The organism is Ensifer sp. GW821-FHT05G01, from assembly GCF_059419585.1.
Genome location: NZ_JBWKSC010000003.1, coordinates 416,929 through 442,209, shown reverse-complemented (window position 1 = coordinate 442,209; position 25,281 = coordinate 416,929). Strand labels below are relative to the sequence as shown.

Annotated in this window: 22 protein-coding genes and 1 riboswitch; of the genes, 16 read left to right on the top strand and 6 right to left on the bottom strand. The window is 63.5% G+C overall.

The features are described from left to right. Window positions 1-39 precede the first annotated feature (39 nt). Window positions 40-1,746, bottom strand: a complete 1,707-nt coding sequence (aspT, locus tag AC07UR_RS10880) for an aspartate-alanine antiporter (RefSeq protein WP_209791430.1) — start codon at window positions 1,744-1,746, stop codon at window positions 40-42. A 323-nt stretch (window positions 1,747-2,069) separates the two neighbouring features. Further along, window positions 2,070-2,261: a hypothetical protein gene (locus AC07UR_RS10875; protein ID WP_209791429.1), complete on the bottom strand. Its 192-nt coding sequence runs from the start codon at window positions 2,259-2,261 to the stop codon at window positions 2,070-2,072. Between the two features lie 247 nt (window positions 2,262-2,508). Beyond that, window positions 2,509-2,724, top strand: a riboswitch (cobalamin riboswitch). Window positions 2,725-2,832: 108 nt separating this feature from the next. On the opposite strand from AC07UR_RS10875, the gene AC07UR_RS10870 reads away from it, so the two are divergent. The 11 genes from AC07UR_RS10870 (at window position 2,833) to AC07UR_RS10820 (ending at window position 14,639) form a co-directional block, all read left to right on the top strand. Beyond that, a complete protein-coding gene (locus tag AC07UR_RS10870) occupies window positions 2,833-3,246 on the top strand; it encodes a DUF1636 family protein (protein ID WP_209791428.1) in 414 nt (137 codons plus the stop codon). 37 nt (window positions 3,247-3,283) lie between these two features. After that, window positions 3,284-4,090 (top strand): ABC transporter ATP-binding protein, encoded by an 807-nt coding sequence (locus tag AC07UR_RS10865; RefSeq protein WP_209791427.1) that lies wholly within the window; start codon window positions 3,284-3,286, stop codon window positions 4,088-4,090. Continuing rightward, window positions 4,087-5,040 (top strand): ABC transporter substrate-binding protein, encoded by a 954-nt coding sequence (locus AC07UR_RS10860; protein WP_209791426.1) that lies wholly within the window; start codon window positions 4,087-4,089, stop codon window positions 5,038-5,040. Before AC07UR_RS10865 ends, AC07UR_RS10860 begins: the two co-directional genes overlap by 4 nt. A gap of 177 nt (window positions 5,041-5,217) precedes the next feature. Next, window positions 5,218-6,228, top strand: a complete 1,011-nt coding sequence (locus tag AC07UR_RS10855) for a FecCD family ABC transporter permease (RefSeq protein WP_327795871.1) — start codon at window positions 5,218-5,220, stop codon at window positions 6,226-6,228. A gap of 72 nt (window positions 6,229-6,300) precedes the next feature. Beyond that, the gene (locus tag AC07UR_RS10850) at window positions 6,301-6,861 is read left to right on the top strand and encodes a DUF924 family protein (RefSeq protein WP_173420337.1); all 561 of its coding nucleotides are present in this window, start codon (window positions 6,301-6,303) and stop codon (window positions 6,859-6,861) included. A 94-nt stretch (window positions 6,862-6,955) separates the two neighbouring features. Further along, the gene (locus AC07UR_RS10845) at window positions 6,956-9,772 is read left to right on the top strand and encodes a mechanosensitive ion channel domain-containing protein (protein WP_412728398.1); all 2,817 of its coding nucleotides are present in this window, start codon (window positions 6,956-6,958) and stop codon (window positions 9,770-9,772) included. 167 nt (window positions 9,773-9,939) lie between these two features. Then, the gene (locus tag AC07UR_RS10840; protein WP_025427439.1) at window positions 9,940-10,203 is read left to right on the top strand and encodes a hypothetical protein; all 264 of its coding nucleotides are present in this window, start codon (window positions 9,940-9,942) and stop codon (window positions 10,201-10,203) included. A gap of 468 nt (window positions 10,204-10,671) precedes the next feature. Further along, a complete protein-coding gene (locus AC07UR_RS10835; RefSeq protein ID WP_234941949.1) occupies window positions 10,672-12,267 on the top strand; it encodes a caspase family protein in 1,596 nt (531 codons plus the stop codon). A gap of 278 nt (window positions 12,268-12,545) precedes the next feature. Beyond that, window positions 12,546-13,238, top strand: coding sequence for a redoxin domain-containing protein (locus AC07UR_RS10830; protein ID WP_209791424.1), 693 nt, complete (start codon window positions 12,546-12,548; stop codon window positions 13,236-13,238). A 109-nt stretch (window positions 13,239-13,347) separates the two neighbouring features. Then, window positions 13,348-14,109 (top strand): MBL fold metallo-hydrolase, encoded by a 762-nt coding sequence (locus AC07UR_RS10825; protein ID WP_209791423.1) that lies wholly within the window; start codon window positions 13,348-13,350, stop codon window positions 14,107-14,109. Between the two features lie 122 nt (window positions 14,110-14,231). Beyond that, entirely contained in the window at window positions 14,232-14,639 is a 408-nt protein-coding gene (locus AC07UR_RS10820; RefSeq protein ID WP_173420334.1) for a GFA family protein, read from the top strand. A 187-nt stretch (window positions 14,640-14,826) separates the two neighbouring features. On the opposite strand, the gene AC07UR_RS10815 is transcribed toward AC07UR_RS10820, so the two are convergent. Next, window positions 14,827-15,525: a DUF899 domain-containing protein gene (locus tag AC07UR_RS10815; RefSeq protein ID WP_209791422.1), complete on the bottom strand. Its 699-nt coding sequence runs from the start codon at window positions 15,523-15,525 to the stop codon at window positions 14,827-14,829. A gap of 53 nt (window positions 15,526-15,578) precedes the next feature. After that, a complete protein-coding gene (locus AC07UR_RS10810; RefSeq protein WP_209791421.1) occupies window positions 15,579-15,851 on the bottom strand; it encodes a hypothetical protein in 273 nt (90 codons plus the stop codon). A gap of 88 nt (window positions 15,852-15,939) precedes the next feature. Here AC07UR_RS10810 and AC07UR_RS10805 point away from each other — a divergent pair, with 88 nt between their 5' ends. Both AC07UR_RS10805 and AC07UR_RS10800 read left to right on the top strand, forming a co-directional pair. Next, a complete protein-coding gene (locus tag AC07UR_RS10805) occupies window positions 15,940-17,160 on the top strand; it encodes a helix-turn-helix domain-containing protein (RefSeq protein WP_209791420.1) in 1,221 nt (406 codons plus the stop codon). A 111-nt stretch (window positions 17,161-17,271) separates the two neighbouring features. Next, window positions 17,272-17,913: a Vgb family protein gene (locus AC07UR_RS10800; protein WP_209791419.1), complete on the top strand. Its 642-nt coding sequence runs from the start codon at window positions 17,272-17,274 to the stop codon at window positions 17,911-17,913. A gap of 707 nt (window positions 17,914-18,620) precedes the next feature. On the opposite strand, the gene AC07UR_RS10795 is transcribed toward AC07UR_RS10800, so the two are convergent. Both AC07UR_RS10795 and AC07UR_RS10790 read right to left on the bottom strand, forming a co-directional pair. Beyond that, the gene (locus tag AC07UR_RS10795) at window positions 18,621-20,030 is read right to left on the bottom strand and encodes an adenylate/guanylate cyclase domain-containing protein (RefSeq protein ID WP_209791418.1); all 1,410 of its coding nucleotides are present in this window, start codon (window positions 20,028-20,030) and stop codon (window positions 18,621-18,623) included. A gap of 178 nt (window positions 20,031-20,208) precedes the next feature. Beyond that, on the bottom strand, window positions 20,209-21,765 hold the full coding sequence (locus AC07UR_RS10790; RefSeq protein WP_209791486.1) for an arylsulfatase: 1,557 nt from the start codon (window positions 21,763-21,765) through the stop codon (window positions 20,209-20,211). Between the two features lie 586 nt (window positions 21,766-22,351). Here AC07UR_RS10790 and AC07UR_RS10785 point away from each other — a divergent pair. From AC07UR_RS10785 to AC07UR_RS10775, 3 genes are read left to right on the top strand one after another with little or no spacing between them, the layout of a single operon-like run. Then, on the top strand, window positions 22,352-24,187 hold the full coding sequence (locus tag AC07UR_RS10785) for a sensor histidine kinase (RefSeq protein WP_209791417.1): 1,836 nt from the start codon (window positions 22,352-22,354) through the stop codon (window positions 24,185-24,187). 9 nt (window positions 24,188-24,196) lie between these two features. Then, on the top strand, window positions 24,197-24,877 hold the full coding sequence (locus AC07UR_RS10780; RefSeq protein WP_234941948.1) for a response regulator transcription factor: 681 nt from the start codon (window positions 24,197-24,199) through the stop codon (window positions 24,875-24,877). Beyond that, on the top strand, window positions 24,870-25,235 hold the full coding sequence (locus AC07UR_RS10775; RefSeq protein ID WP_173420326.1) for a response regulator transcription factor: 366 nt from the start codon (window positions 24,870-24,872) through the stop codon (window positions 25,233-25,235). The genes AC07UR_RS10780 and AC07UR_RS10775 overlap by 8 nt, the downstream gene beginning before the upstream one ends. Window positions 25,236-25,281: the final 46 nt, after the last annotated feature.

The following is a 25,281-nucleotide window of genomic DNA, read 5'->3' as shown; positions in this document are numbered from 1 at the left end:
AAACGATGTTTTCTGCTTCTTCGAACGATGCTCTCAAACTCACGGCCCGCCTGATGGCGCCAGCATGATGACGATGACGAGGCCGAATATGGTCAGCAGTGTGTTGCCGATGGCATAGGGCATGCCGTAGCCAAGGGCCGGAACCTTGCTCTTGGCCGCTTCCTGGATCATGCCGAGCGCCGCCGTGGTGGTGCGCACGCCGGCGCAGGCGCCAAACAGGATCGCGGGGTGAAAGCGGAACACGTAGTGTCCGATCAGCACCGAGGCGATCATCGGGACCGATGTCGACACGATGCCCCAGAGCAGCAGCGAAATGCCGACTTCCTGCAGTCCGGCGACGAAGCCGGGGCCGGCGCCGATGCCGACGACGGCAATGAAGATGTTCAGGCCCAGCGTGTTCATCAGCCAGAGTGCCGGAGCCGGGATGGTGCCGAAGGCAGGATAGGTGGAGCGAAGCCAGCCGAGGACGAGGCCGGCGAGAAGCGCGCCGCCCGAGGTGGACAAGCCGATCGGTATGCCGCCGATCGTGAGCGTCAGCGCGCCGACCATGGCTCCGAAGAACAGCCCCCAGCCGAGAAAGGCAATATCGGTCGTTTCGACCGGACGGTCGGCAAAGCCGAGCGCCTTGATCGCTGCCTCGACATGTCTCTTGGCGCCGCCGATGGTGACGATATCGCCGCGTTCGACCGTCGTGCCGGGCAGGACCGGGATTTCGACCAGCGAGCGCACGATCTTGCGTGCATAGACGCCGCGGGCCCAATCCTCGGTGCTGACGTCGGCGAGTGTCCGGCCGGCAAGCGCCTTGTTGGTGACGTAGACGTCGAGGACCTCGGCTTCGGCGTTCAGCAGTTCCTTGTCCTCAACCTCCAGCAGCTTGGCGTCGAGGTGTTCCACAAGGGCGGCGCGTCTGCCGGAAAAGGCGACGACATCGCCAGGCTGCAGCACGGTGTTGCCATCGGCCTCGATGATCTGGCCGCCGCGCCGCAGCCGCTCGACGAAGACGCGGATGCCGGGAAGCAGATTCCTGACCGGCGTTCCCGTCAGGCCGCTCGCCTCGTCGACGCGATAGGCCCTGAGGCCGAAATCGTGATAGGCGCGGGTGATCCCGGGTTCGCTGCTCACGGTGCCGCCACCAAGCTTGGCCTCATACTCCCTGCAGGCGGCGGGAAGATCGATGCCGAGAAGTTTGGGGCCGAGTTGCGCCAGGATGATCGCCGAGCCGATGGTGCCCCAGATATAGGTGACCGCATAGGCAATCGGGATCTGGTCGGTGTAGGTCTTGGCCTGTTCCGGGCTCATGCCCATGGCGTTGATCTGGTCGCTGGCAACGCCGATGGCCGCGGAGATTGTCTGCGAACCGGCATACATGCCCGCGCCATAGCCAAGCGGCAGGCCGGCGATCAGCGCGCACAGATAGGGCACGATCAGGCACAGCACGAGGACCGAGAGGGCAAAGAGGATCTGTTTGGGTCCGTCCGTGCTCAGGCCGCGAACGAACTGCGGGCCGACGCCGTAGCCGACGGCAAACAGGAAAATAAGGAACAAGGTCGATTTCAGGTCGCCGGAAACCTGGATGCCCAGCTGTCCGATGACGACGCCGGCCAGAAGGGTGGCGGTAACGTTTCCAAGGTTGAAGCCTGCGATCTTGATCGGGCCGATCACGAAGCCGATGCCGAGGGCAAGAAAGACGGCGACCGGTGGATATGTACGCAGCGTGTCTACGAAAAAGTCTATTGGATTCACCATCATCCCCTTCAAAAAACTCGTCGTATTCGGGAGTTACGCGGACAGGCTGGATGTTACGTCGCATAAGACTTCGAGATATGAAGTTCGGAGCGCCGCCGCCCGGAACGCGGGCGAACCCGGCGCAAGTCGTTGCACGCCGCTGGAAGGCGCGATCAGTTCTTTGAAAGCACATCACCGATTGTGCCAGTCTGCAAGTACGTAACAGTAACGGACGACGTTACCGGTTGGCCGTTCCGTCGGTGACGACTGCGCCCAGGGGCGGCGCGATGGCTCGTGCGACGAGGCATGGCAGGGGATGGGGTGCCGATGCCGTCGGCGATCGTTCAGGTCAGCAGTTCGATAAGCAACCTCGGTGAACTGGCGAGGACGGCTCCGGCGACGAAGCCGAGCGCAATCGCGCCCACCACTCCGTGCCGTTGCCAGCCATGGAATGCGCCGAAGGCGGTTCCTCCAAGGATGGTTGAAACAGCCGACGCATCGTTTCCCTCATTGCGCTTATGCAGAGTGTCCGCCAAAGGCGCGCATCTCAGCATTGATGGGATATCGGGCACGGGTCGTTGCCAACGACGTTGCTGATCATCGCGGTCGAGCGTTGGTGCACGGTCAGTCGTGGCGTCGCCGACCCTGATGCATAATAACGGAGGACGGATATTTCGGCTTGCTTACTGTAATGATATTACATAACTAAGGCGCATGAGAATATGCCGCATGTTGATAGGCCGAGGCCGATCCGTCCCGCCGGTTGTCACCTCCGTCGAAGTGTGCGACGAAGGGGGTGATGGTGCTGCGAGCGCGACAATGCGTAAGCGGCTGAAAAGGGAACACGGAGCGGACGACCCAAATGGGGCCGAAACCGTGGCTGCCCCCGCAACTGTGAGCGGAAAGCGCATTCACACCCTGTCACTGGCGTTCAGCCGGGAAGACGTGGATGCGCGAAGACCCGCGAGCCAGGAGACCTGCCATCGAACCGATCAACCACAACGGACGGGGTGTTCCGATGGACAAGAACTGGTTTTTGCGCGGCGGTCACCCGTCATCACATCGCTTTGCCATATTCTCTCCGGCCCGATCCGGCGGAGAAGAAATATGGCCAAGCCGGCATCCCGACAGCACAAGATAACGGTCTGCACCGATTGCCGGTTCACCGGCGGCCCCTGCCGCCCGGGCGCGGATCTGATCCAGCGGCTGAACCGCAGCATTGCCGCCCTCGGCGCGCCGCTCGACCGGGATTTTTCGATTGCCGGAACGGTCTGCATGGCCGCCTGCACCCGGCCTTGCACCATCGCCTTCCAGGCGACGGGCAAGGCGACCTATCTCTTCGGCGATATCTCGCCCGATGAGGATATCGACGATCTGGTTACCTTCGCCACCACCTATGCCGGGCGCAACGATGGCATGACGCGGGCGGCCGAACGGCCGCGCGGGCTGAGCGCCAAGACGCTGGCGCGCATACCGGCAGCGCTGCTCATCTCCGAAGATATCGGCGGGCATTTCCAATGAACGCCTGTCGAATGCGTACATGGGGAGGGACGAGACGATGAGCTGCACCGCGACAGGGGCCGGCCTTCGTGTCCGCGCGCTCGATTGGGGCCCACGCCCGGACCTGCGGCTTGTTCGCGAGGTCGACTTTGCCATTGCGCCCGGCAGCCGGCTTGCCATTCTCGGCCCGAACGGTGCCGGCAAGACTTCGCTGCTGCGCTGCCTCTATCGTTCCGCCCAGCCGACGGCGGGCACGATCGAAGTCGATGGCGTCGACCTCTGGTCGATGACGGCACGGGAGGCGGCGCGGATCATTGCCGTCGTCTTGCAGGAAATGCCGAGCGATTTCCCCTTCAGCGTGCGCGACGTGGTGATGATGGGCCGCATCCCCAGGCGCGAAGGCATGAGCGGCTGGACGGCCAGGGATCGCGAGACGGTGGCGCATGCGCTCGAGCATCTCGACCTTGCCCACCTGGCCGGACGGCAATTCTCGACACTTTCGGGTGGCGAGAAACAGCGGGTGCTGATTGCCCGGGCGCTGGCCCAGCAGCCGCGCATCATCATCCTTGATGAGCCGACCAACCATCTCGATATCCGCCATCAGCTCGAAATCCTCGACCTGTTGCAGACGCTGCAGCTGACCATCGTTACCACGCTGCACGACATCAACCTGGCCGCCGAATTTGCCACCGACGTGGCGATCCTGACGGAAGGCCGCATGACGGCCTTCGGGCCGCCCGAAGAGGTGCTCAACCCGCAGGCGCTTTCCGACGCCTTTGGCGTTACCGCCACCGCCCACAGTAATGCCGTCTCCAACGGCGCCCGATTTTCCTTTTCACTCGCTCGACAGGAATTGATTTCATGAAGACATTGTTCGCCGGTTCGGCGCTTCTGCTCCTCGCGCTCGCCGCGACGCCGGCGCTCGCCTATCCCGTCACCGTCAAGAGCTGCAATCGCGACGTGACCTTCGATGCGGCGCCAAAGCGTGCCGTCTCCAACGACGTCAACCTCACCGAGATGATGCTGGCCTTGAAGCTGCAGGACCGCATGGTCGGCTATACCGGCGTCTCCGGCTGGAAGACGCTGGATGAAAAGCTGCGCGAAGGTGTCCAGGCGCTGCCGGAGCTTTCGGAAAAATATCCGACCAAGGAAGTGCTGCTCAATGCCGACGCTGATTTCTACTTTGCCGGCTGGAACTACGGCATGAAGGTGGGCGGCGAGGTGACGCCGGAAACGCTGGCGCCCTTCAAGGTCAACGTCTACGAGCTGACCGAATCCTGCATCCACATCATGGCCAAGGGCAAGCCGACGATGGACGACATGTTCGTCGATCTGCTCAATCTCGGCCTGATTTTCGGCGTCGAGGACCAGGCCAAGGCGCTCGTCGACGGCTACCGCCGCGACCTCGACAAGATCACTGCGGGAGTGGGGGCGATCGAGCGCCCGACGCGCGTCTTCGTCTATGATTCCGGCGAGGAGAAGCCGTTCACGTCTGGGCGGTTCGGGATACCGACGGCGATGATCGAGGCGGCCGGCGGCGTCAACGTCATGGACGACGTCGAGAAGAGCTGGACGGAGATTTCCTGGGAGCCGGTGATCGACAAGAACCCGGAGGTGGTGGTGATCGTCAACTATGGCGAGGTCACCGCCGAGCAGAAGATCGCCTTCATGAAGAGCAACCCGGCCTTCAAGAACATCGATGCCGTCAAGAACGACCGCTTCGTGGTGCTCGATTATGTCGAGGCGACGCCGGGCCCGCGCAACATCGATGCCATCGCCCGCCTGGCAAAGGCATTTCACGGGCAGGCGATGTAATGCGCCGTCGTCTGCATGATCCCTGAAACCGGCGTCGATACAGGGCAAATCATGCAGCACGTTTAGCGTGTTATTGCATTGCCGGCGCGTCATGCCCGATGCGCCGCCCTCTGGCGTAAGCGTGCCTTGTCGCCCGCTTTCGTCCTCTCCTCTGCAATCTTGAACCTGGGACGGACAGTGAAGATCACGACCGCCTTTCTCGTGGCACTGCTGCTCTTGTGCCTGACGATCACCGCTGCCGTCTCCTTGGGCTCTGCACCGATCCCGGTTTCGACCGTCTGGTCGATCATCGCCTCGAAGCTTTCGCCTGGCAGCGTCGAGGTCGCCTGGTCGGCCGGCCGCGAGAGCATCGTCTGGGACGTGCGCCTGCCGCGTGTCGTGCTTGCCGGGCTGGTGGGGGCGGGGCTGGCGCTGACGGGCGCCGTGCTTCAGCCCGTCACCCGCAATCCGCTCGCCGATCCGCACCTGCTTGGCGTGTCCTCCGGCGGCGCGCTCGGCGCGATCATCGCGCTTCTCCACACAGGCCTCATCCTCGGCCTCGCCACGGTGCCGCTGTTTGCCTTTGCCGGCGCTCTGGTCGCGACAGCACTTGTGGCGCTGGTGACGCGGGTGCTCGGCACCAACGCCGACAGGCTGGTGCTGTCAGGCGTTGCCGTCGCCTTCACCTTGACGTCGATCGGCAACCTGATGATTTTCCTCGGCGACCCCCGGGCGGTGCACACCGTGATCTTCTGGATGCTCGGCGGCCTTGGTCTGGCGCAATGGCCGCATCTCGTCTATCCCGCCGTGGTGCTGGCGGCCTGCCTCGGCTATCTCGTGCTTCGTGCGCGCGAGATCAACGCGCTTGCCATGGGTGACGAGACGGCAACGACGCTCGGCATTCCCGTTCGCCGGTTCCGCCTTGTCCTCTTTGTCGTCACGGCGCTCCTGACCGGTGTCATGGTCGCGTTCTCCGGTGCGATCGGCTTCGTCGGCCTGATGGTGCCGCATTTCGTTCGGCTGTTTGCGGGCAGCGACAATGTCCGGGTTATCCCGCTTTCCGCCTTTGTCGGGGCGCTGGTGCTGATATGGGCCGACCTCTTTTCCCGCGTCGTCATGGCGCCCGAGGACATGCCGATCGGCGTCGTCACCGGACTTGTCGGCGGCTTGGCCTTTATTGCCATTCTGAAACAGCGCAAGGTGGTGTAAAGCTCGCGGCATGGACACGGACCGATTGCCGCCTGGTTCCAGCAATCGACCACTGCGCAACACGAGGAGCGAATGACGTATCACGCTGAGGCCTGCACCCCGGATGAAGTCCTTAAATTCTGGTTCGAGGAACTGTCGCTCGACCATTGGTTCAAGCCTTCCCGCGAGCTGGACGAGCATTGCTACCAGCGCTTCCAGTCCTCGCATCTCGCCCTTGCCAGGGAGATCGGCGACGTCTGGCGGGCGACGCCGGAAAACCGGCTGGCGGCAATCGTGCTTCTCGATCAGCTGCCGCGCAACATGTACCGGGGGACGCCGCTCGCCTTTGCGACCGACGGGCTGGCGCTCAGGGAAGCCAAGCTCGCCGTCGGCGCCGGCGCCGACATGGCGGTGAAGCCGGAATGGCGGGCATTCTTCTATATGCCCTTCGAGCATTCCGAGAACCTGACGGACCAGACCATGGCGGTGAAGCTTTTCACCGAACTTGGCGATCCCATGTATATCGACTATGCAATCCGGCACCGCGAGGTGATCGAGACTTATGGACGTTTCCCGCACCGAAACGCCTTCGTCGGGCGAACGTCGACGGCGGCGGAACTTGCTTATCTGGCGCAGCCGGGCTCGGGTTTCTGACGGTTTTACGGGGTGTGAAGGCATGTTTTACCATGCCTTTGCATCTTTCCGCCGTCTTTCGTATTCAAACCGCATTGTGACGACTGCCCGGGCGATTCCGTATCGGGATGAGGTTGGGCTTTTGAGGGTTTTGAAATTGCGTTTCGTGGGAAAGTTGCTCGCTGTTTCCGTCTGCCTGCTGTCGCTGGCCGGTGCCGGCGCTGTCGTGGCGCAAACCGCAAAGCCGGCACAGACGACGACGCAACCGGCCCAGACGCCCGCGCAAGCCCCGGCCCAGACCGGCGATCAGCCGGCGCAGGGAGGCGCCCAGCCCGCCCAGAACACGCAGCCGGCCTCCGACGGCAAAGCGCAGCCTGCGCCGAATGCGCAGCAACCCGCAGGGGGCGCGACGCAACCCGCCCAAAACGCGGCGGCACCTACGCAGAACGCAGCACAGGCGAATGACGCGACCATCGCGGCCGATGCCGGGCAGAGCCAGACCGCCGAGCAACTGGCGACGGCCGGCAAGGAACTCCAGCGGCTGAAGGACCTCGTCGGCAAGGCCAGCGACGACGACATCGCGCTTGCCGAACTCAAGGTTCAGGTCGATGCCGTCGCCAAGCAGATCATCTCGACCTCGATCGCCACCCGTCCGCGGCTGGACGAGATCAAGGCCCGGCTGACCGAACTCGGCGATCCGCCGGGCGAGGGGCAGCCGCCCGAGGCCGACATCGTCACCTCAGAGCGAAAGCGGCTGTTGGCCGAGCGCGGTGAGATCAATGCACTGACGGGGGAGGCTGAAAGCCTTTCGGTCCAGGCAACGAAATTGTCGAACGGCATCACGGCGACGCGGCGCGCGCTGTTTTCCAACACGCTGTTGAAGAACACCGATGTGTCCTTCGAAATGTTCGACGAGGCGCTGTCGGCGACGATCAACGAAACCAAGGTGCTGTCGCGCAGCACGACGAGCTGGCTGACCTTCGTCTGGAACTACAAGCGCATTCCGCTTCTGACTGCGCTCTTCCTGTCGATCTGCGCCGCACTCATCTTCCTTGTTGGCAGCAACCGGCTGTTTTCGCCCTACATCCATCATGACAAGTCCGATGAGGAGCCGAGCTATTTCCGGCGCCTGTCCGTCGCCTTCTGGTCGACGCTCATTCCGACGCTCTCGACGGCTGCCTTCGCCGTTTCGAGCTTTCTCTTCCTGCGCAGTTTCAACGTGCTGCGCTCCGATATCACGCCGATCATTGCCATCGCGCTTGCGGTAACCGTGGTCGGGTTCTTCGTCACGACGCTTGCCAATGCGGTGCTGTCGCCGAAGGATTCCCGCTGGCGGCTGGTGCGCGTGTCCGATCGCGGCGCCAACGTCCTCTTGATCACCATCTTCGCCATGGTGCTGGTCAACGGTCTCGACTACCTCTTCGGCGGCATCAGCGAGGCGCTCGGCTCGCCTGTTGTCCTGACGGTCGTCAAGAGCTTCATTGCCTCGGTCGTCATCGGGCTGATCATCATCGCATCGGCCTGGATCAAGCCGACGCTGAAGCGTGACGAGCCGTTCGACGCGCCCGGTCGCCCATGGCCGCGCATCGTCTCCATCGGTCTGATGCTGACCGGTGCGGCGCTGATCATCGCAGCCGCGACCGGCTATGTCGGTCTCTCCCGCTTCATCGCCACGCAGATCATCATCACTGGCGCCATTCTGGTGATGATGTACATCGGGTTCCTCACCGGCAAGGCGGTGTCGCGCCAGGGGGCCTTCGCCGAAACGGCAGCCGGACGTTATCTCGAGCGCCGCCACAAGCTGGAGCAGGTCGGTCTCGACCAGGTCGGGCTGGCGGCGGGCCTCAGCATTTACGCGCTGGTGGCGCTGTTCTTCATCCCGCTGATCCTCTTGCAATGGGGCTTCCAGGTCGCCGACATCGAGTCCTGGACCTATCGCGCCATCACCGAGATCAAGATCGGCACCATCACCATCTCGCTCATGGGCATCATGGCGGGCATCCTGTTCTTCGCGCTCGGCTACGTCGTCACCCGCTGGGTACAACGCTGGATCGACGGCAACATCATGGCGCGCAGCCGGGTGGATGCGGGCGTCAGAAACTCGATCCGCACCGGCATCGGCTATGTCGGGGTCGGGCTTGCGTGCCTGATCGGTCTTTCGGCGGCCGGCATCGATCTTTCCAATCTTGCGCTTGTCGCCGGTGCTCTCTCGCTCGGTGTCGGTTTCGGCCTGCAGAACATCGTGTCGAACTTCGTCTCGGGCCTGATCCTCCTGGTCGAGCGCCCGTTCAAGGTCGGCGACTGGATCGTCAGCGGCACGACCGAAGGCTTCGTCAAGCGCATCTCGGTGCGCGCCACCGAGATCGAGACCTTCCAGCACCAGTCGATCATGATGCCGAACTCGCTGCTGATCAACGCGTCGGTCGGCAACTGGACGCACCGCAATAAGCTCGGGCGTTCGGAAATCGCCGTCACCGTCACCTATGCGAGCGAGCCGCGCCGGATCATGGACCTGCTCGCCGAAATCGCCGGTGCCCACCCGATGGTGTTGAAGAACCCGTCGCCAACCGTCGGCTTTACCGCCTTTGGCGAGGACCGGATGACGTTCGAACTCCGGATCTACGTGGCTGACGTTCTGACGGGCGGTGGCGTGCGCAACGACTTGCGTGTCACCATCTACGAGCGCTTCCGTGACGAAGGCATCGGCGCGCCGTTCCCGGTCAAGATCGAAGACGTGCCTGTCGAGAACCAGACCGGGATCGAGAGCCACGAGCCGGAGACGGTCGGCGAGCCCAAGGGTGCGACCTCGGCCGATGAGAGGGCCGCCGCCTCGAAGAAAGAGGCCGCTTCAGCAGCCCCGTTGGACGAAGAAAACGAGCAGGAAGGCGGCAAGCGCCGTGCCTCCAGCCGCCGCTCAAACCCCAACCGCTGATAAACGGAGCGTTCAGCCGCTATTCAGCCTGCCCGCGATAAAAAGCATGCAATTCTTCTTTTGACGGTCTAGGCTGTCACGGGCTGAAGAGGTGGCCGGAGCCACCGTCGCGATCCGACGGGGCGGCCGGCTGTGCAAAAGGGCGGCGCCGCGGGCGTCGATGGGCGATGAAGACATTTGTGATTGCTTTGCTTTCCGGCGTGCTGGCGGCAGGGGCGGTATCTGCCGCGACTGTCACGAACAAGGATGGCGAGACTGCTGTTCTGGTTGTCGTCGAGGGCGAAAGCCGCATGGAAGTGGCGATCAGCGCCGGCGCGACCGAGATGATCTGCCCCAGCGGCTGCTTCGTCACCACGCCGAGCGGAGACCGCATCGGCCTGCAGGGCGATGAGAATGTCGAGATCGTCAACGGCTCGGCGATCGTCAAGTAAGCGCAGCTCTTCAAAACGGAATTCGAAACGGCGTCGGGATCTCCCGGCGCCGTTTTTTCGTTTTGGCCCGTCGTTGCCCGATGTGCGGATGGGGCGACCCGGGCCGCGAACAACCCTTCGACGCGCCGTAAGCAGAACGGGTTAGGGCGCGCTAATCCCATTTGGCAATTGAATGAAATGCGGCCATGGCCCGTTAATTCGGGGACGGCCCCGAGACACGGTTTCATGCCGAGCGGGTGTCGCAGGTACGGGCAGACCGCATTGACAGCGCCGCCTAGGGGCCGCACCCTGCTGAAAACAGGCCGGTGTGCGGCGGGGGCACGCGACGTTCGACGGCATGACTCCTCAAGGCGCAAGCGATTTGAGGAGAAGCCTATGCGGCAAGCTTGAGGTGGTACGGTGCCCTTGGCGCATCCTGTGATGCGCGGCGCTGGCGGGACATGCACAGGCATGTCCGGAGGGGATGACATGCAATGCCTTCGCATGGTCATGACGATCTTCCTGGTGCTGATCTCTTCGCAGGCGCTTGCCGAAAAGCGCGTGGCGCTGGTCATCGGCAATTCGGCCTATCAGCATGTGGCGCAGTTGCCGAACCCCGACAATGATGCCGGCGACATGGCGGGCAAGCTGACGGATCTCGGCTTCGAGGTCGTCGTCGGCCGCGACCTCGACCTTGCCGGAGTGCGCAGGACCATTCGCGATTTTGTCGGCAAGCTCGATGGCGCCGACCTCGCGCTGTTCTATTATGCCGGCCACGGCTTGCAGGTGAACGGCGAGAACTACATCGCCCCCGTCGACGCCAAGTTGCTCTCCTATATCGACCTCGAATTCGAGGCGGTGCCGATGAACCTGATCCTTTCGGCGATGGAGCGCGAGACCCGGGTCAACCTGGTGTTCCTCGATGCCTGCCGCGACAATCCGCTCGCCGTCAATCTCGCCCGCTCGATGGGCACGCGCTCCAGTTCGATCGGCAGGGGGCTGGCAAAGGTCGGCACCGGCATCGGCTCGCTGATCGCCTTTGCCACCCAGCCCGGCAATGTCGCGCTGGACGGCGCCGGGCGCAACTCGCCGTTCACGGCCGCCTTGCTTCGCCACCTGGGCAAGCCGGGGCGCGACATCACCCGCGAACTGATCGACGTTCGCCGCGACGTGCTGGAGGCGACGGACGGCAAGCAGGTGCCCTGGGACAATTCTTCGCTGACAGGAGAGGTGGTGTTGAACCCGTCGACGGCACAGGGGACCGCTGTATCGCCCGGCACCACCAAGGAGGGCAATGCCGCCGAGCTTGCCTATTGGGATACGATCAAGGGCTCGAGCGATCGCGATCTGTTCGACGCCTATCTGCAGCAATATCCCGCCGGCGCCTTCGTTTCGCTGGCGAAGGCAAAGATCAGGATCATCGAGCGTGCGGCAGCCGAGGAGGCGGCAAAACAGCAAGCGCCGGCCGCGGGCGGGCTTCCCGCCGAACCGGAGCAGCTGGCCGCGCTGACGCAGCCGTCGGCCAGCGAAACCTCGGTGCTGGAAACCGTCGAGCCGAACCGCGAGCTGGTGCGCTCGATCCAGAAGGAACTCAATCGGGTCGGATGCCGCGCGGGTAGCGAGGATGGTCTATGGGGGCTCGGCAGCCGCCGGGCGCTGGAGCAGTTCGCCAGGCTCAGCAAGGTTGAGCTTGCGGCACTCGAACCCTCCGATGGCGTGCTGGAACGGTTGCGGACGCAGAAGGCGCGGATATGCCCGCTCGTCTGCGCCCAGAACCAGCAGCTGAAGGGCGGCCGCTGCATTGACATCAGGCGCGAGGCGAAGCTGCCGGATCCGTCGAAGACGCGGAGCACCGGCGAAACGCCTGCAAGGAAGGCGCCTTCGAACACCATCACGGCACCCGATGACGCCAAGAAAAAGAGCTTTGCCAGCTGTCCCGCCAGCGCCCAGCTTGCAGCCCGCCAGACGCTCGGCCGAGGTTCCGGCCGCGGCCGCACGTCGATGAGCGCCACACATGCCTGTGGCCGCACGTTTGCTTGCGCCCGTGCCGCACGCGGGCAACCCTGGGACTGCAGCTGGCGGTGACCGCACCGCTCAAGCCGTCATGGTCACGAGACGACGTGATCGGCGGGTGACATTAAAGCGCGTCGCGATCTTTGAGATTCGCTTGGCGCGCTTTGAGTTCTTGTTTTTGCGCATGTCGTTATCGCAAAACCGCGGCACACTTTTGCGCGACATGCTTTGGGGCGGTTCCGCTACAGACGGAATCGCACAACGCCCTATCTCTTGGCTTGTACGCAATTCAGGACACAAAGCCGCTGCGCATTTTTGCAGGAATTGCTCTTTACGGAGGACGGTTATCGATGGCGAATGACTTTCCAGGACTGCGCCCGGGGGAGGCTGCTCCGGCCTTCTCGTTGGCCGCTGCCAACAGCGATGGCACTGTTTCGCTTGCGGACCTGCAAGGTCGGCCGTTCCTGATCGGTCTGTTTCGCGGCCTGCATTGTCCGTTCTGCCGGCGTCAACTCAGGCAGTTCTCGGCGCTCCAGCCGGTTTTGCGCGAAGCGGGCGTAGAAACGCTTGCCGTGATCAACACGCCAATAGAGCGGGCGCGTCTCTATCTCCAGTTTCAACCGACGCCGGTGACGGTGCTGTGCGATCCCGAGTGCCGCACACACCGCGACTTCGGCCTGCCGCTCGCCGGCTTTGCCCCGGCCGATAGCACTCAAGAGCCGCAATGGCCCTTACACACCAGTTTCGAGCAGTTTGCCGCGGCCCGCATCAATCCGGGCGGCGAGTTGGCGGAGCCGGCGCAGCCGATGAAGGCCAATGAGCTCCTCAATGCCAAGGATGGCTTCGAACTGCATGACATCGACCGATCCATCTCCGAGAGCTTCGGCACCCAGCTCGTCGGCCATTTCCTTGTCGATCGATCGGGCTGCATCGCCTGGGTCGAGGTTGAGGCGCGCGACGGCCCTGATGGCCTCGGGACCTTTCCGACGGCCGAGCGGATCATCGCTGCCGCAAGAGAGGTCGCGATTTCTGCCGCCAAATAGCGGCTGCGACGACGGAGACGAAGCAGCATTTCGGGGCTTGATTTTACTGCGGCAATCGCAACGATCACCGCGATGTCAAACGGCCGGTCGCCGCCAGAGGATGCACCCCATGAAACTGCAGCTGATCCGCAATGCAACGCTGAAGCTCGACTATGCCGGTCGCACCGTGCTGATCGATCCCTATTTCGCGCCGAAACACAGCCTGCCTTCCTTTGCCAACCGGTCCGAAAATCCCGTGGTCGAGCTGCCGGTGTCGATCGACGAGATCCTCGACGGTGTCGAGCTGGTGATCGTTTCGCACCTGCATTCGGACCATTTCGACGATGTCGCCAAGGCGTGCCTGGCGAAAGACCTGCCGATCTTCTGTCAGCCTGATGACGAAGGGGAGATCCGCGCAGCTGGCTTTGCCGCCGTGACGCCGCTTGCCGATCGAGCAACCTGGCAAGGACTGACGCTGACGCGGCGCGAAGGCAGCCACGGCCTTGGTCCCGTTGTGGAGCTGATGGGCTCGGTGATGGGCTTCACGCTCGAGGCCGAGGGCGAGCCATCGATCTACTGGGCCGGCGACACCGTGCTCTATCCGCCGGTCTCGGATGTGATCGCCGGGACGCGGCCCGACATCATCATCACTCATTCCTGCGGCGCACGTTGGGACGGCGACCTGATTGTCATGGACGCCGATGAAACCGTTTCCGTTTGCGCAGCATCCGCAGATGCGGTGGTCGTTGCCACCCACATGGAAGCGCTCGACCATGCGACGATCAGCAGGCAGGACTTGCGCGAGGCCGCCGAGGCGCGCGGCATTTCCGCGACAAAGCTGCGGATCCCTAGAGATGGCGAGGTGCTGGTGCTGGACAGGACCGGGCGCTGATCCGGCTCACCGAAAACGTAGGCCGCAACCGATCGGTTTGAACCATAGCGGGCGGTCGCGGACGATGTGACCAGCGGCACGAATTTCTGTGACGGGCGTCATGGAGGTCAGGGAGCGAAAAGATGACAGACAATACCACCGGTTCCTGCCTGTGCGGCAGCGTCACTTTCGAGGTTTCCGGCGCGCTCGAGAGCTTCTTCCTTTGCCACTGCTCGCGTTGCCGCAAGGATACAGGGTCCGCCTTTGCGGCCAACCTGTTTTCGACAACGGCCGAGCTGCGATGGCTGTCGGGAGAAGACCTCATCAAGACATACCGGCTTCCGGCCACCCGCCATCAAAAGAGTTTCTGCAGCGCATGCGGCTCGGCCGTTCCGAGCATCCAGATGGAAGGAACCTTGCTCGTGGTGCCCGCAGGAAGCATGGACAGCGCGATCGCGGTCCGGCCCGACGCACATATCTGCTTCGACAGCCGGGCTGCCTGGGAGGATCAGCTAGAGCAGGCCCCCAGGATCGCCGGACTGCCGGGCTGAACGGTCGCACCACCGTTCGACAGGCGATGCGCAGCAGAGAGTGTCCCATTGTCATCGTGCCACTCGCCGCCAAAAGCTCCGCATTGCGACGGACGAGGACCGGCTGCACTGCGGCCGGTCGCGTCGTCACACAGCATTTCCAGGAAGAGCGCGAAGCGATTTTCCGCGAGCTTGAAGGCTGGATGCTCTAGTACTGATCGCGGCGGCGCACCCATTCCATCGGGTAGTTCAAGCCGTCCTCGTCGCGGCCCTTGGGCACGAGGTCGAGGAAATGGTAGGCGGCGTTCAGCATCTCGATGCCACGCGAATAGCAGGAATAGGTGTGGAACACCTCGTCCTCGTCGCTCCTGTAGAATACGCTGACGCCCACCTGTTCCGGGACGGTGCTCGGCTGGAGCTTGTAGTTGTAGTAGGCCTCGCCCTTGGCGAGCTGCTCGGGCGTGCGGGATACCTGATAGTCGAAGTTGAAGTCGCTGCCAAAGGACGACACCCAGGGGAAACTCCAGCCCAGCCGCTTCCTATAGGCCTCGATCCTTGCGAGCGGGGCGCGCGAAACGGCCGTGAACGTCACGTCGCGGTGATTGAGATGCACCGGGATGCCGTTGAAATTGTCGGCCCAGAACGAGCAGTGCTTGCACCCTTCCTGCCAGTCCGGAGCGAGCATGAAGTGGTAGACGATCAGCTGCGAGCGCCCGTCGAACAGATCGGCAAGCGACAGGGTGCCGGCCGGCCCCTCGAACAGGTAGGATTTTTCCACGCGCTCCCATGGCATTTCCATGCGGCGGCGCGTCAGCGCCTCCCGTTGCCGGCCGAATTCCTTTTCGGCGGTTAGCAGCTCGAGGCGCGCCTTCAGCCACGCTTCGGGTGAAACGATTTCATTCTGCATGGGGTGTCTCCTTCGTGTTGAGATGTGTGCGGGGTCGCAACGGTCACCCGTCGTTATTGCCGGAGAGGGCCTCGCCATTCGGCGATCAGCCTCAGCCAGGGCGCAAGATGGAAGGCGCTCATGAGGGCGTACATGGCGGCCATGCCCGTGAGCGGCGAGGCAGCCGCAGTGGTGCAGAGCATGCCGGGCTCGCCGTCTGACAGAAAGCCGGTGACGAGCGCCATGGCGGCAAAGGTGGGGCTGGCGAACAATGAAAGCCGATCCGCCAGGGCAGGCAGGATCGTGCCTCTGCGTCCATCGATCGATCCGGTTCTGCGCGTCGTCATTTTCGGTTATCCATTCGTTGACGGGTTTGCACGGACAGTTAGCGCCGGGTGCGCGCAGGGCGGGAGTTACAAGTTTGGCGGGATTGCGATGGATTCGCTGATCACGGCAGCGGCAAGGGCGCTGGCAAAGGGCGATACGCTCGGCGCGCTGAAGCGCGTGGCGCTGCGGGACGACCCGCCGGCGCTGGCGTTGCGCGGAATCGCTATGGCGCAACTCGGCGATTACGCTCGCGCGAAAAGCCTGCTGAAGGGGGCCGCGCGCGCCTTCGGCCCACGCGAGGCGGTCGCGCGGGCGCGCTGTGTCGTCGCCGAAGCCGAGATTGCCCTGGTGTCGCGCGATCTCGGCTTTCCGGAAAAGGCGCTGGAAGCCGCCCGCGCCACGCTCGAAGCGCATGGAGATCCGATCAATGCGGCGCATGCGCACCATCTTCAGGCCCGGCGCCTCGTGCTGATCGGCCGCCTCGACGAGGCCGAGCGGGCACTTGCCGGTGTCGATCCAGCGTCGTTTTTGCCCGCGCACCGTGCCGCACATGCGCTGATCGTGGCCGGTATCGCCATGCGCCGCCTGCGCACGGGTCTTGCGCGCGAGGCGCTGGCCGGCGCCCGCCAGGCGGCGCGCGATGCCCAAATTCCCGCGCTCGATGCCGAAGTCGATGCGGCATCGGCCTTTCTGGAAACGCCGGCGGCGCGCCTGGTTTCCCGAGGCGAGGAACGCGTGTTGTTACTTTCGGACGTCGAGGAATTGCTGGCGTCAGGCGCCCTGGTCATCGATGCGTGCCGCCACAGCGTCAGGGCAGGTGAAAGGGTGGCTTCGCTGGCGACCCGGCCGGTGCTGTTTGCTCTGGCGAGGACGCTCGGCGAGGCCTGGCCGGATGATGTGTCGAGAGGCCAGCTTCTCGCGCGCGCCTTCGGGGCGCGACATGCCGACGAGACGCACCGCGCGCGGTTGCGGGTCGAGCTCGGGCGGCTACGGGGGGCGCTGAACGGCCTGGCCGAGGTTTACGCGACGGACAGTGGCTTTGTCCTGGTGCCGGTCGGCGCTGCCCGGATCGCGGTGATGACGCCGCCGGTCGAGGGGCAGCACGGCGCCGTGCTGGCCCTGCTTGCCGATGGCGAAGCCTGGGCGAGCTCGGCACTGGCGATCGCGCTTGGCGTCAGCCCACGCACGGTGCTCAGGGCGCTGGACGCGCTTGCAGCAGACGGCAAGGTGCAGCCGGTCGGGCAGGGGCGGGCGCGCCGGTGGATGACGCCGCCAATGCCGGGTTTCCCGACAGTGTTGTTACTCCCAGGTCCCCTGCCGAGTGATTAAAGTGCATGGCTTGTGGTGGGGCAACATCGACGCGCTTAAGATCACTACCGTCGTTCCCGTCGATGCCGCTGAGCCGTCCCGATCGTCAGCAAGATGCATGAGGATGAAGCGATGAAGCGAACTGCCGCCGAAATTATCCGTGAATACGGACCCTTTCCCGATGCAGACCAAGTGCATGGCGTCACCTTCGATGGCCGCCACGTCTGGTTTGCCACCGGCGACAGGTTGAATGCCCTCGACCCGGAAAGCGGCGAGACGGTGCGCTCCATCGACGTTGCCGCCCATGCGGGCACGGCCTTCGACGGCGAGTACCTCTACCAGATCGCCGAGGATCGCATCCGCAAGATCGATCCGAAGACCGGCCAAATCGTTGCGACGATCCCGGCGCCGGGAAAGGGCGGAGATTCCGGCCTTGCCTGGGCCGAGGGCACGCTCTGGGTGGGGCAGCATCGTGGCCGGAAAATCCATCAGATAGACCCCGAGACCGGCGCCATCCTGCGCACGATCGAATCCAACCGCGTCGTCACCGGCGTCACCTGGGTCGACGGCGACCTGTGGCATGGCACCTGGGAAGGTGACGAAAGTGATGTCAGGCGCATCGATCCGCAAACAGGCGAGGTGCTGGAGAGGCTCGACATGCCGGTAGGCATGGGCGTGTCCGGGCTCGAGGCCGATGGCGGCGACCGCTTCTTCTGCGGCGGTGGCGGCAGCGGCAAGGTCAGAGTGGTTCGCCGGCCACGACGGAATGCCTGAGCCTTGCAGCGCCGGCAGCCGGGCGGTGCGATGGCCAAACGCCTCCGCCGATCCGCGCTGCCAGCCTTGCAGACGCCACTTGTAATGGCTTGTCGTTCTATCCATCTGCAATGCAGGGGTGAAATCTGAGGATGAGCTTCCCCTTGAGGGCGACGGCGAGCGGCTGACGCGCCACACCAGGTTGGGGCATGGGCGGAGGTGGAATGGACAGGGCGTTGCGATCGGTCATGTACAGTCTGTGGATCGTCTGCCTCGTCGGGATGGCGACCGCCATCGGGATCTTTTCGGGCTGGGAGGCTAGAGCGCTTCATCTTTAAACGGAAGCATTCTGCCGGAAGGAATTTCGGCCAGAACCAAGTCGGCTGGCGAAGAGCGCAGCAGAAGCTGCGGTCGAGACGGACGCCGCCGGTAATGGCCGAAATTCATCCGGCCCTTCGGGTTGGCTGAAAACGGCCGTCCACTGTGTCGGATGGCTTGACCGATGGGTCCGCATCGCTCTGCGCCATCCTTCGTGTGGAACTGCCGTTTTGAGCCAACAGAATCGCTTCCGTTTAAAGATGAAACGCTCTAACGGTTGGATGGGCGCAGCCACAGGGGCATCGTCGGCTATGGCAGCGGCGCGCTGCTCTCACAGGCGCCGTCCGTGTTTTTCGACCTTCTGTTCATCCTGGCGGACTGAGGCGCAAGGCCCGCGCCTCAAGAAAAGGTCACGGGATCGCGAAAATGCTGATCTCGTTGGTGATGCCGCGCAGCGTGACGTTGTGGGTCATCGGGTTGAGGCCGCGGTCGCTCAGCAGGCCGGCGGCGGCCGGATGCTTGAGCACCGCGCTGGTGGCGAAGATTTCGTGGGCGGTGGCCAGGTGCTGCACCCGCGAGGCGATGTTGACCGTCTGGCCGAAATAGTCCTGCCGCTCGTTAAGGCTGACGGCGATGCAGGGGCCCTCGTGGATGCCGATCTTCAGCAACAGGTCTTCGCTGCTGCGCTCGTTGTTGAGCTGGCGCATGGCGTCGCGCATCCGCACGGCCGCCGCGATGGCTCGGTCGGGTGTCGGGAAGGTCGCCATCACGGCGTCGCCGATAGTCTTGACGACGGCGCCGGCTTCCGCGGCCACGATCTCGTTCAGAACGCTGAAATGGGTCTTGACCAGGTCGAAGGCGGCGAGGTCGCCGACGCGCTCGTAAAGCTCTGTCGAGCCGCGCAGATCGGTGAAGAGAAACGTCAGGCTGGTGATTTTCAGGCGCTGGTCGACGTCGATCGTATCGGTGCGGTAGATGTCGCGGAACGTCTGGTTGGAGAGCAGCCGCTTGGCGGTCAGGAAGGGGCGTCGGCGCCCGAGCAGCGCGTGCAGCGCTTCGCCGGCGATGCACACGCTCGGCAGGGTGCGGACCTCCGAATGGTTTTCCACCTGGATGCGCAGTGGCCCCGGCTGCAGGCTGATGGTCTCGCTGTGCCGGTGCGTGCGGTCGAACACCAGCGACAAATTGCGTCTTTCCTTCGTCGGCTCTCCGGAGACGTCGAGGAACTGCGCGGCGTGGGTTACCGGCTCGAAGATGATGACGAACTCGGCCGGAAGCTGCAGCGCGATAACGGCCTTTTCGCCAGGCGGCAGTTCCAGCGTCTCGAGCACGAAGTCCTCGACCATTTCATCGTAGTGATCGTCGGGCAGGTCGACGCCGGAGCCCCAGTAGATCTGGCGGAAATATTCGGCGGCGGACAACTCGTGCGGATTGTGAGCCTCGATGTGGCGGACGCGCGGGCTGACCGTGAACGTCACCTCGATCATCTCGTCCAGCGTCGGCTCGTAGCCGGCGGCGCAGAGCGCACAGGTATAGGCCTCGCTCTGCACGGTTTTCAGCGACGTGTTGGCGTCGAGCACGCCACCGCAGCCCGGACACAGCACATTCCAGGACAGTTCGAACAGGCCGAGACGGGAGGCATGCAGGAAACCGGCGATGGTCTTTTCCTCGTCGAGCCGGTGCTCGGCGGCAAAGGCGAGCGCATTGATACGTCCGAGCTTGCGGTCGGGCGCCTCGCGCACGTGCCACTCGAGGGCATCGACGAAGCTGGGTATCGCCGACTGGCGAAGCACATCGAAAAGGGCCTGGGTTTCGCTCATGCCGGCATCATATACCGAAACGGGCGCTCGGGTCATGGAATTGTCCTGCTGCCCGAATGTTGGCCTGAGCGCTGCGATCGGCGATCCACGCGATCCCATCGGCGGCCACCCGATGCAACAAGGCCCGACGTCTCAGACGCCGGGCCTTGTTGTGCTTGCTGTTCAGCTTGTCAGCCGATCAGTTGCCCATGCCGGCCTTCAGGCTCTCCTCGATCTTGGAGAGGTTGAACGAGCCGGGGGTCTGGCTGGGCGGGAATTCCTTCATCGTCAGGAGGAAGTTCGACGCCAGCGCCTGGATCGGCACGACCACGAAGGCGCGGTCGAGGAACCAGTCGTTGTAGACATTGGCGTTGTGCTGCGCCCGTTCGAACGGGTCGCGGCGCAGGTTGAACAACAGTGGTGTGCGCAGCTCGATGAACGGTTCGCGCCAGACACCGAAGGCCTCGCCGCGGTTTTCCAGGAATACGACCTTCCAGTCGTCGTAGCGTGCGGCCACGACCTGGCCATCATCGTTGACGTACCAGAACTCGTGGCGCGGCGACTCGCCTGCTTTGCCCGAGAGATAATCGAGCTGGTTGTAGCCGTCGATGTAGTTCTTGTACTGGCGTCCGTTGAGTTCGACGGTGTTCTTCAGCTTTTCCTTGATCTCCGGTTCGCCGGCGATTGCGGCGAAGGTGGGCAGCCAGTCTTCATGCGAGACGATGCCGTTTAGCGTCTTGCCGGCGGGGAAATGCCCGGGCCAGCGAGCGAAGGTCGGCACGCGATAGGCGCCTTCCCAGTTGGAGTTCTTCTCGCTGCGGAACGGCGTCGTGCCGGCATCCGGCCAGGTGTTGTAGTGCGGGCCGTTGTCGGTGGAATACATCACCACCGTATCGTCGGCGATCCCCAGGTCATCGAGCAGCTTCAGGAGTTCGCCGACATGCATGTCGTGCTCGACCATGCCGTCGTGATACTCGTCGCCGCTCGGGCCGGAAATGCCGGTATGCTCAGCCTTGACATGGGTGCGGAAGTGCATGCGCGTGCCGTTCCACCAGACGAAAAAGGGCTTTCCGGCCTGGTTCTGCCGGGTGATGAAGTCCTTGGCGGCGGCAAGGCTCTCGTCGTCGATCGTTTCCATGCGTTTCTTGGTCAGCGGGCCGGTATTCTCGATCTTCTGGGTGCCATCAGCATTGGCCCAGGTATGCAGGACGCCGCGTGGTCCGAACTGCTCACCGAACGTCTTGCCGTTGGCAAGCACCCGGTCCTTCGGGTAGTCGCGGTTTTCCGGCTCTTCCTCGGCGTTGAGGTGGTAGAGGTTGCCGAGGAATTCGTCGAAGCCGTGCATGGTCGGCAGGTGCTCGTCGCGGTCGCCCTGGTGGTTCTTGCCGAACTGACCGGTGGCGTAGCCCTGGCTCTTGAGAACCGTGGCCATGGTGACGTCCGTCTTCTGCCAGCCCTGCGGCGCGCCGGGCAGGCCGACCTTGGTCATGCCGGTGCGCACGGGTACGTTGCCGCCGATGAAGGCCGCGCGCCCCGCCGTGCAGCTCTGCTGCGCGTAATAATCGGTGAAGGCCAGGCCTTCCTTGGCGATGCGGTCGATATTCGGCGTTTCATAGCCCATCATGCCGCGGTTGTTGTGGCTGATGTTCCAGGTGCCGATGTCGTCGCCCCAGATCACGAGAATGTTGGGCTTGGCTGCGGACCCCGAGGTGCTCGCCTGGGCGTGTGCCGGTTTGACGCCGGTGGTCGAAACCATTGCGGTGGCGGCTGCCGCAAGGGCAGTGCCGCCCAAAAGCACGCTGCGTCGGCTGAGGCCGTTTTTCTGAAGCTCGGGACTGCTCTCGATGTCTTCCTGCGGTGTGGATGCAATATCATCGTTCACTGGGCTTCTCCTCTTGGAATGACGTCGGTGAGGCGCTCGGCACTTGCGGCCGTTCTGCTCGCCTGATCATGCGAGTTGCGGAAAATGTGTGCCGGACCCCAGACGCGGAAAGCCGCGCGAGGACGGCATTGTGATGCCACCTGATATCGCCGGACATTCTCGTGCATTTGTTGAGGAAGAATAGTTGGACCAAGGGCCAACTAGGCAAATGCCGGTCGGTCGCCTTGAGGAGGCCAGTGCGGCAGCGCTGCGTGTGTCGCCGATGCTGACGACCAAGCCCAATTGTGGTAGGAAGTCTCTATTCTAATTGAGATATTTGACATACAACTCCATAGTGTCCTCTATGGACAAGGCAGCAACGAAGAGTTTGCCTCTCGCGCCTGCAGATATGACCGCATTCATTGAGAATTCGCCCGACGCTGAAACCGTTCCTCTGCATTGAAGAAGGTGCCTGAACAGCATGGGACTTCGATTTCGATGCCGACTGGTGGTCGCGACGCTTGTGTTTCTCGTCTTTGCGTCGACGTCGGCGGCAGCGGTGTCGACCCAACGCATCTTGATCGTCTACGAGAATGACAGCACCTTGTTCGCGGCGGTGGAGGTTGCGGCCGGACTGCGTGCGCAACTCGCATCGGGCGAACCCGGGCATATCGAGATCTACAGCGAATATCTGGACATTGTTCGCTTTCCTTCGGCCGATCGCCTCAAGCACCTTTCCGAAGATCTGGAGGCGAAATATCGCGACGTGCCTCTCGATGTCGTCATCGCGGTTGGGCCGGGGGCGCTGCGCTTCCTCATGGATCGGCGCGACCGGTTGGCAAACGGTGTGCCCATCGTCTTTGGTGCCGTCAGGGATACGTCGGTGATCGAGCCGTTGCCGGCCAATGTGAAGGGCGTCCTCAGTCGGTTCGATGTCGGCAAGACGCTGCAACTGGCAAGGCAGCTTCAACCGCAGGCGAAGAAGGCGGTTATCGTATCCGGTTCCTCCGGCTTCGATCGGAACTGGGAGGCCACAGCCCGGGCAGCGCTTGGCGATCACCATGCGGGTTTCGACGTCTCGTATGTGTCCGGCCTGTCGCTCGACGGCTTCAAGCAGACCGCAGCCGCGCTGCCGGCCGATGCGGTGATGCTGATACTGTCCATCTTCGAGGATTCGGAGGGAGAAAAGTTCGTCCCGCGTGAAGCTGTTGCTGCGATTGCCAAAGTGTCTGGCGTGCCTGTCTACACGGTCTACAGTTCCTATTTCGGCTCAAACGTTCTGGCAGGCCATGTCGGAACCTTCGATATGATCGGAAGACAGATGGCGGACCTGGCACTCCAGGTGCTGGACGGAGACGCCGCATCGGCCCAAACCACCTTTGCGCGCGAGGCGAACCTGGTGGATTGGCGAGAAATCCAGCGCTGGGGCATCGATCGCGCCATGATCCCTGAGGGAACGCAGATCCTCAACTACGAGCCAACCGCCTGGGAGCGTTACCGGCTGCAGATCCTGATCGCGCTAACGGTGATCGCCGCGCAGACCATGACCATCGGTGCATTGCTCGTTCAGGACAGGCGCCGACGCAGGCTGGAGGAGGCCCTGTCCACCGAGCGGCTCGAACTCGCGCATCTGTCGCGCCGATCGCAGCTCGGCGAACTCTCCGGCGCTCTCGCCCATGAGCTGGCACAGCCGCTCACCTCCATTCTCGCCAATGCCGAGGCCGGCCAGCGGCTCGCCATGGCAGACGCCTTCGATCGCACCGAGGTCAAGGAAATCTTTGATGACATCATTGCCGACGACAAGCGTGCCGCTTCGGTCATCGCGCAATTGCGCAGCATGATGCTGAAGGGCGATGCTTCGCTGGAGGTTCTCGACCTCAACGAGGCCGTGCGCACGACGGTGACGCTGGCGAGCGCCGAGCTCATGGCCCGACGCACCGAGGTGACCGTGATCGAAAGCCCTGGCGAAGAACGTGTGAAGGCAAATCTGGTGCAGCTGCAGCAGGTGATCCTCAACCTGCTCCTGAACGCAGCCGACGCCATGGAGACGATGCCGTCCAAGCAGCGAAAGGTTGAAATCAGCGTGCGCCGGCGCGAAGATGGCACCCGTGAACTGGCTGTCTCCGACAGGGGACCGGGCGTTCCGCCGGAGATGCGCAACGAGGTGTTCAAGCCGTTCGTCAGCACCAAGAAGACCGGGCTCGGTCTTGGGCTTGCGATCTGCCGGTCGATCATCGAGGCGCAAGGTGGGAAACTGTTCTTCGACGACAGCGTTGAGCGCGGCGCGCGCGCCGTGATCGCCTTGCCTGCGGCTTAGAGGTGGACAATGGGCCAGAGCGCCGGAAGCATTTTTCTGCTGGATGACGACGAACTTGTGCTGCGGGCGCTGAAAAGGCTGCTGGGCGCGTCGGGCTATGGCGTCCAAGCGTTTCTGAGTGCCGAAGCAATGCTGGCCTCGAGCGACCTCGATGCTGCGGACTGCTTCATCCTTGATCTTGGCCTGCCCGGCATCGACGGGCTCGCCGCACAACAAGCTCTGACCTCGGGGGGAGGCCGCCGCTCCATCATCTTTCTCACCGGGCGAGGCGATATCCCCGCAAGCGTGAAGGCGATGAAGGCCGGCGCAGTGGACTTCCTGACGAAGCCGGTCGATGCGCAGGCCTTGCTTGCTGCCGTGGAGGTCGCGCTGTCGCGCACACGGGCGGAGCAGGAACAGGAGTATAGGCGCACGTCGGTTCGCCGGCGCCTTGAAAGCCTGACGCCGCGGGAAGCCCAGGTTCTCGATCTCGTCGTCGCCGGCAGGCTCAACAAGCAGATCGCCGCCGATCTCGGTACGGTGGAAAAGACGATCAAGGTCCACCGGGGCCGGATGATGACGAAGATGGGCGTGCGGACCGTCGCCGATCTCGTCCGGCTCGTCGCACTTGCAGACGCAGCGCTCGGGGCATTGGACCCAGGTCCAACTACGACAACGCGGGGTGATGCTGTAAGAATGCTGGATGAGTGAGGAAAGGTCCGCCATTGCGATCGTGGACGACGACGACCTGGTTCGTCGCGCACTTTGTCGCCTTGTCGTCTCCCTGTCCTACAGGGCTATCGCCTTCGCGTCGGGAGAGGCATTCCTGAAGGCGCTTGATAGCGACACGCCGTTCTGCGCGCTGGTCGATCTCCATATGCCTGAGATGAACGGCCTGGAGGTGCTGGTCGAGTTGCGCGCGCGGCGGGCACCGCTCGCGGCGGTGATCATAACCGGTTCGCAAGACGAGAGTGCGCGCGAACGCTGTCTGAACGCAGGCGCTGCCGCATTCCTGAAGAAGCCCTTGTCGCGGGATGCGCTTTCGGCCGTCATCGGCGGCTTGCCGTAAGCGGCCTTGCCGATCCGCAGACCTTCAGAGCCGATGTCGTCTCACG

What these genes read in the sequence shown, in the direction of transcription:
- aspT (WP_209791430.1), bottom strand. Translation starts at nt 1,746, where the DNA reads ATGGTGAATCCAATAGACTTTTTCGTAGACACGCTGCGTACATATCCA.
- AC07UR_RS10870 (WP_209791428.1), top strand. Translation starts at nt 2,833, where the DNA reads ATGGCCAAGCCGGCATCCCGACAGCACAAGATAACGGTCTGCACCGAT.
- AC07UR_RS10865 (WP_209791427.1), top strand. Translation starts at nt 3,284, where the DNA reads ATGAGCTGCACCGCGACAGGGGCCGGCCTTCGTGTCCGCGCGCTCGAT.
- AC07UR_RS10860 (WP_209791426.1), top strand. Translation starts at nt 4,087, where the DNA reads ATGAAGACATTGTTCGCCGGTTCGGCGCTTCTGCTCCTCGCGCTCGCC.
- AC07UR_RS10850 (WP_173420337.1), top strand. Translation starts at nt 6,301, where the DNA reads ATGACGTATCACGCTGAGGCCTGCACCCCGGATGAAGTCCTTAAATTC.
- AC07UR_RS10840 (WP_025427439.1), top strand. Translation starts at nt 9,940, where the DNA reads ATGAAGACATTTGTGATTGCTTTGCTTTCCGGCGTGCTGGCGGCAGGG.
- AC07UR_RS10835 (WP_234941949.1), top strand. Translation starts at nt 10,672, where the DNA reads ATGCAATGCCTTCGCATGGTCATGACGATCTTCCTGGTGCTGATCTCT.
- AC07UR_RS10830 (WP_209791424.1), top strand. Translation starts at nt 12,546, where the DNA reads ATGGCGAATGACTTTCCAGGACTGCGCCCGGGGGAGGCTGCTCCGGCC.
- AC07UR_RS10825 (WP_209791423.1), top strand. Translation starts at nt 13,348, where the DNA reads ATGAAACTGCAGCTGATCCGCAATGCAACGCTGAAGCTCGACTATGCC.
- AC07UR_RS10820 (WP_173420334.1), top strand. Translation starts at nt 14,232, where the DNA reads ATGACAGACAATACCACCGGTTCCTGCCTGTGCGGCAGCGTCACTTTC.
- AC07UR_RS10815 (WP_209791422.1), bottom strand. Translation starts at nt 15,525, where the DNA reads ATGCAGAATGAAATCGTTTCACCCGAAGCGTGGCTGAAGGCGCGCCTC.
- AC07UR_RS10810 (WP_209791421.1), bottom strand. Translation starts at nt 15,851, where the DNA reads ATGACGACGCGCAGAACCGGATCGATCGATGGACGCAGAGGCACGATC.
- AC07UR_RS10805 (WP_209791420.1), top strand. Translation starts at nt 15,940, where the DNA reads ATGGATTCGCTGATCACGGCAGCGGCAAGGGCGCTGGCAAAGGGCGAT.
- AC07UR_RS10800 (WP_209791419.1), top strand. Translation starts at nt 17,272, where the DNA reads ATGAAGCGAACTGCCGCCGAAATTATCCGTGAATACGGACCCTTTCCC.
- AC07UR_RS10795 (WP_209791418.1), bottom strand. Translation starts at nt 20,030, where the DNA reads ATGAGCGAAACCCAGGCCCTTTTCGATGTGCTTCGCCAGTCGGCGATA.
- AC07UR_RS10790 (WP_209791486.1), bottom strand. Translation starts at nt 21,765, where the DNA reads ATGGTTTCGACCACCGGCGTCAAACCGGCACACGCCCAGGCGAGCACC.
- AC07UR_RS10785 (WP_209791417.1), top strand. Translation starts at nt 22,352, where the DNA reads ATGGGACTTCGATTTCGATGCCGACTGGTGGTCGCGACGCTTGTGTTT.
- AC07UR_RS10780 (WP_234941948.1), top strand. Translation starts at nt 24,197, where the DNA reads ATGGGCCAGAGCGCCGGAAGCATTTTTCTGCTGGATGACGACGAACTT.
- AC07UR_RS10775 (WP_173420326.1), top strand. Translation starts at nt 24,870, where the DNA reads ATGAGTGAGGAAAGGTCCGCCATTGCGATCGTGGACGACGACGACCTG.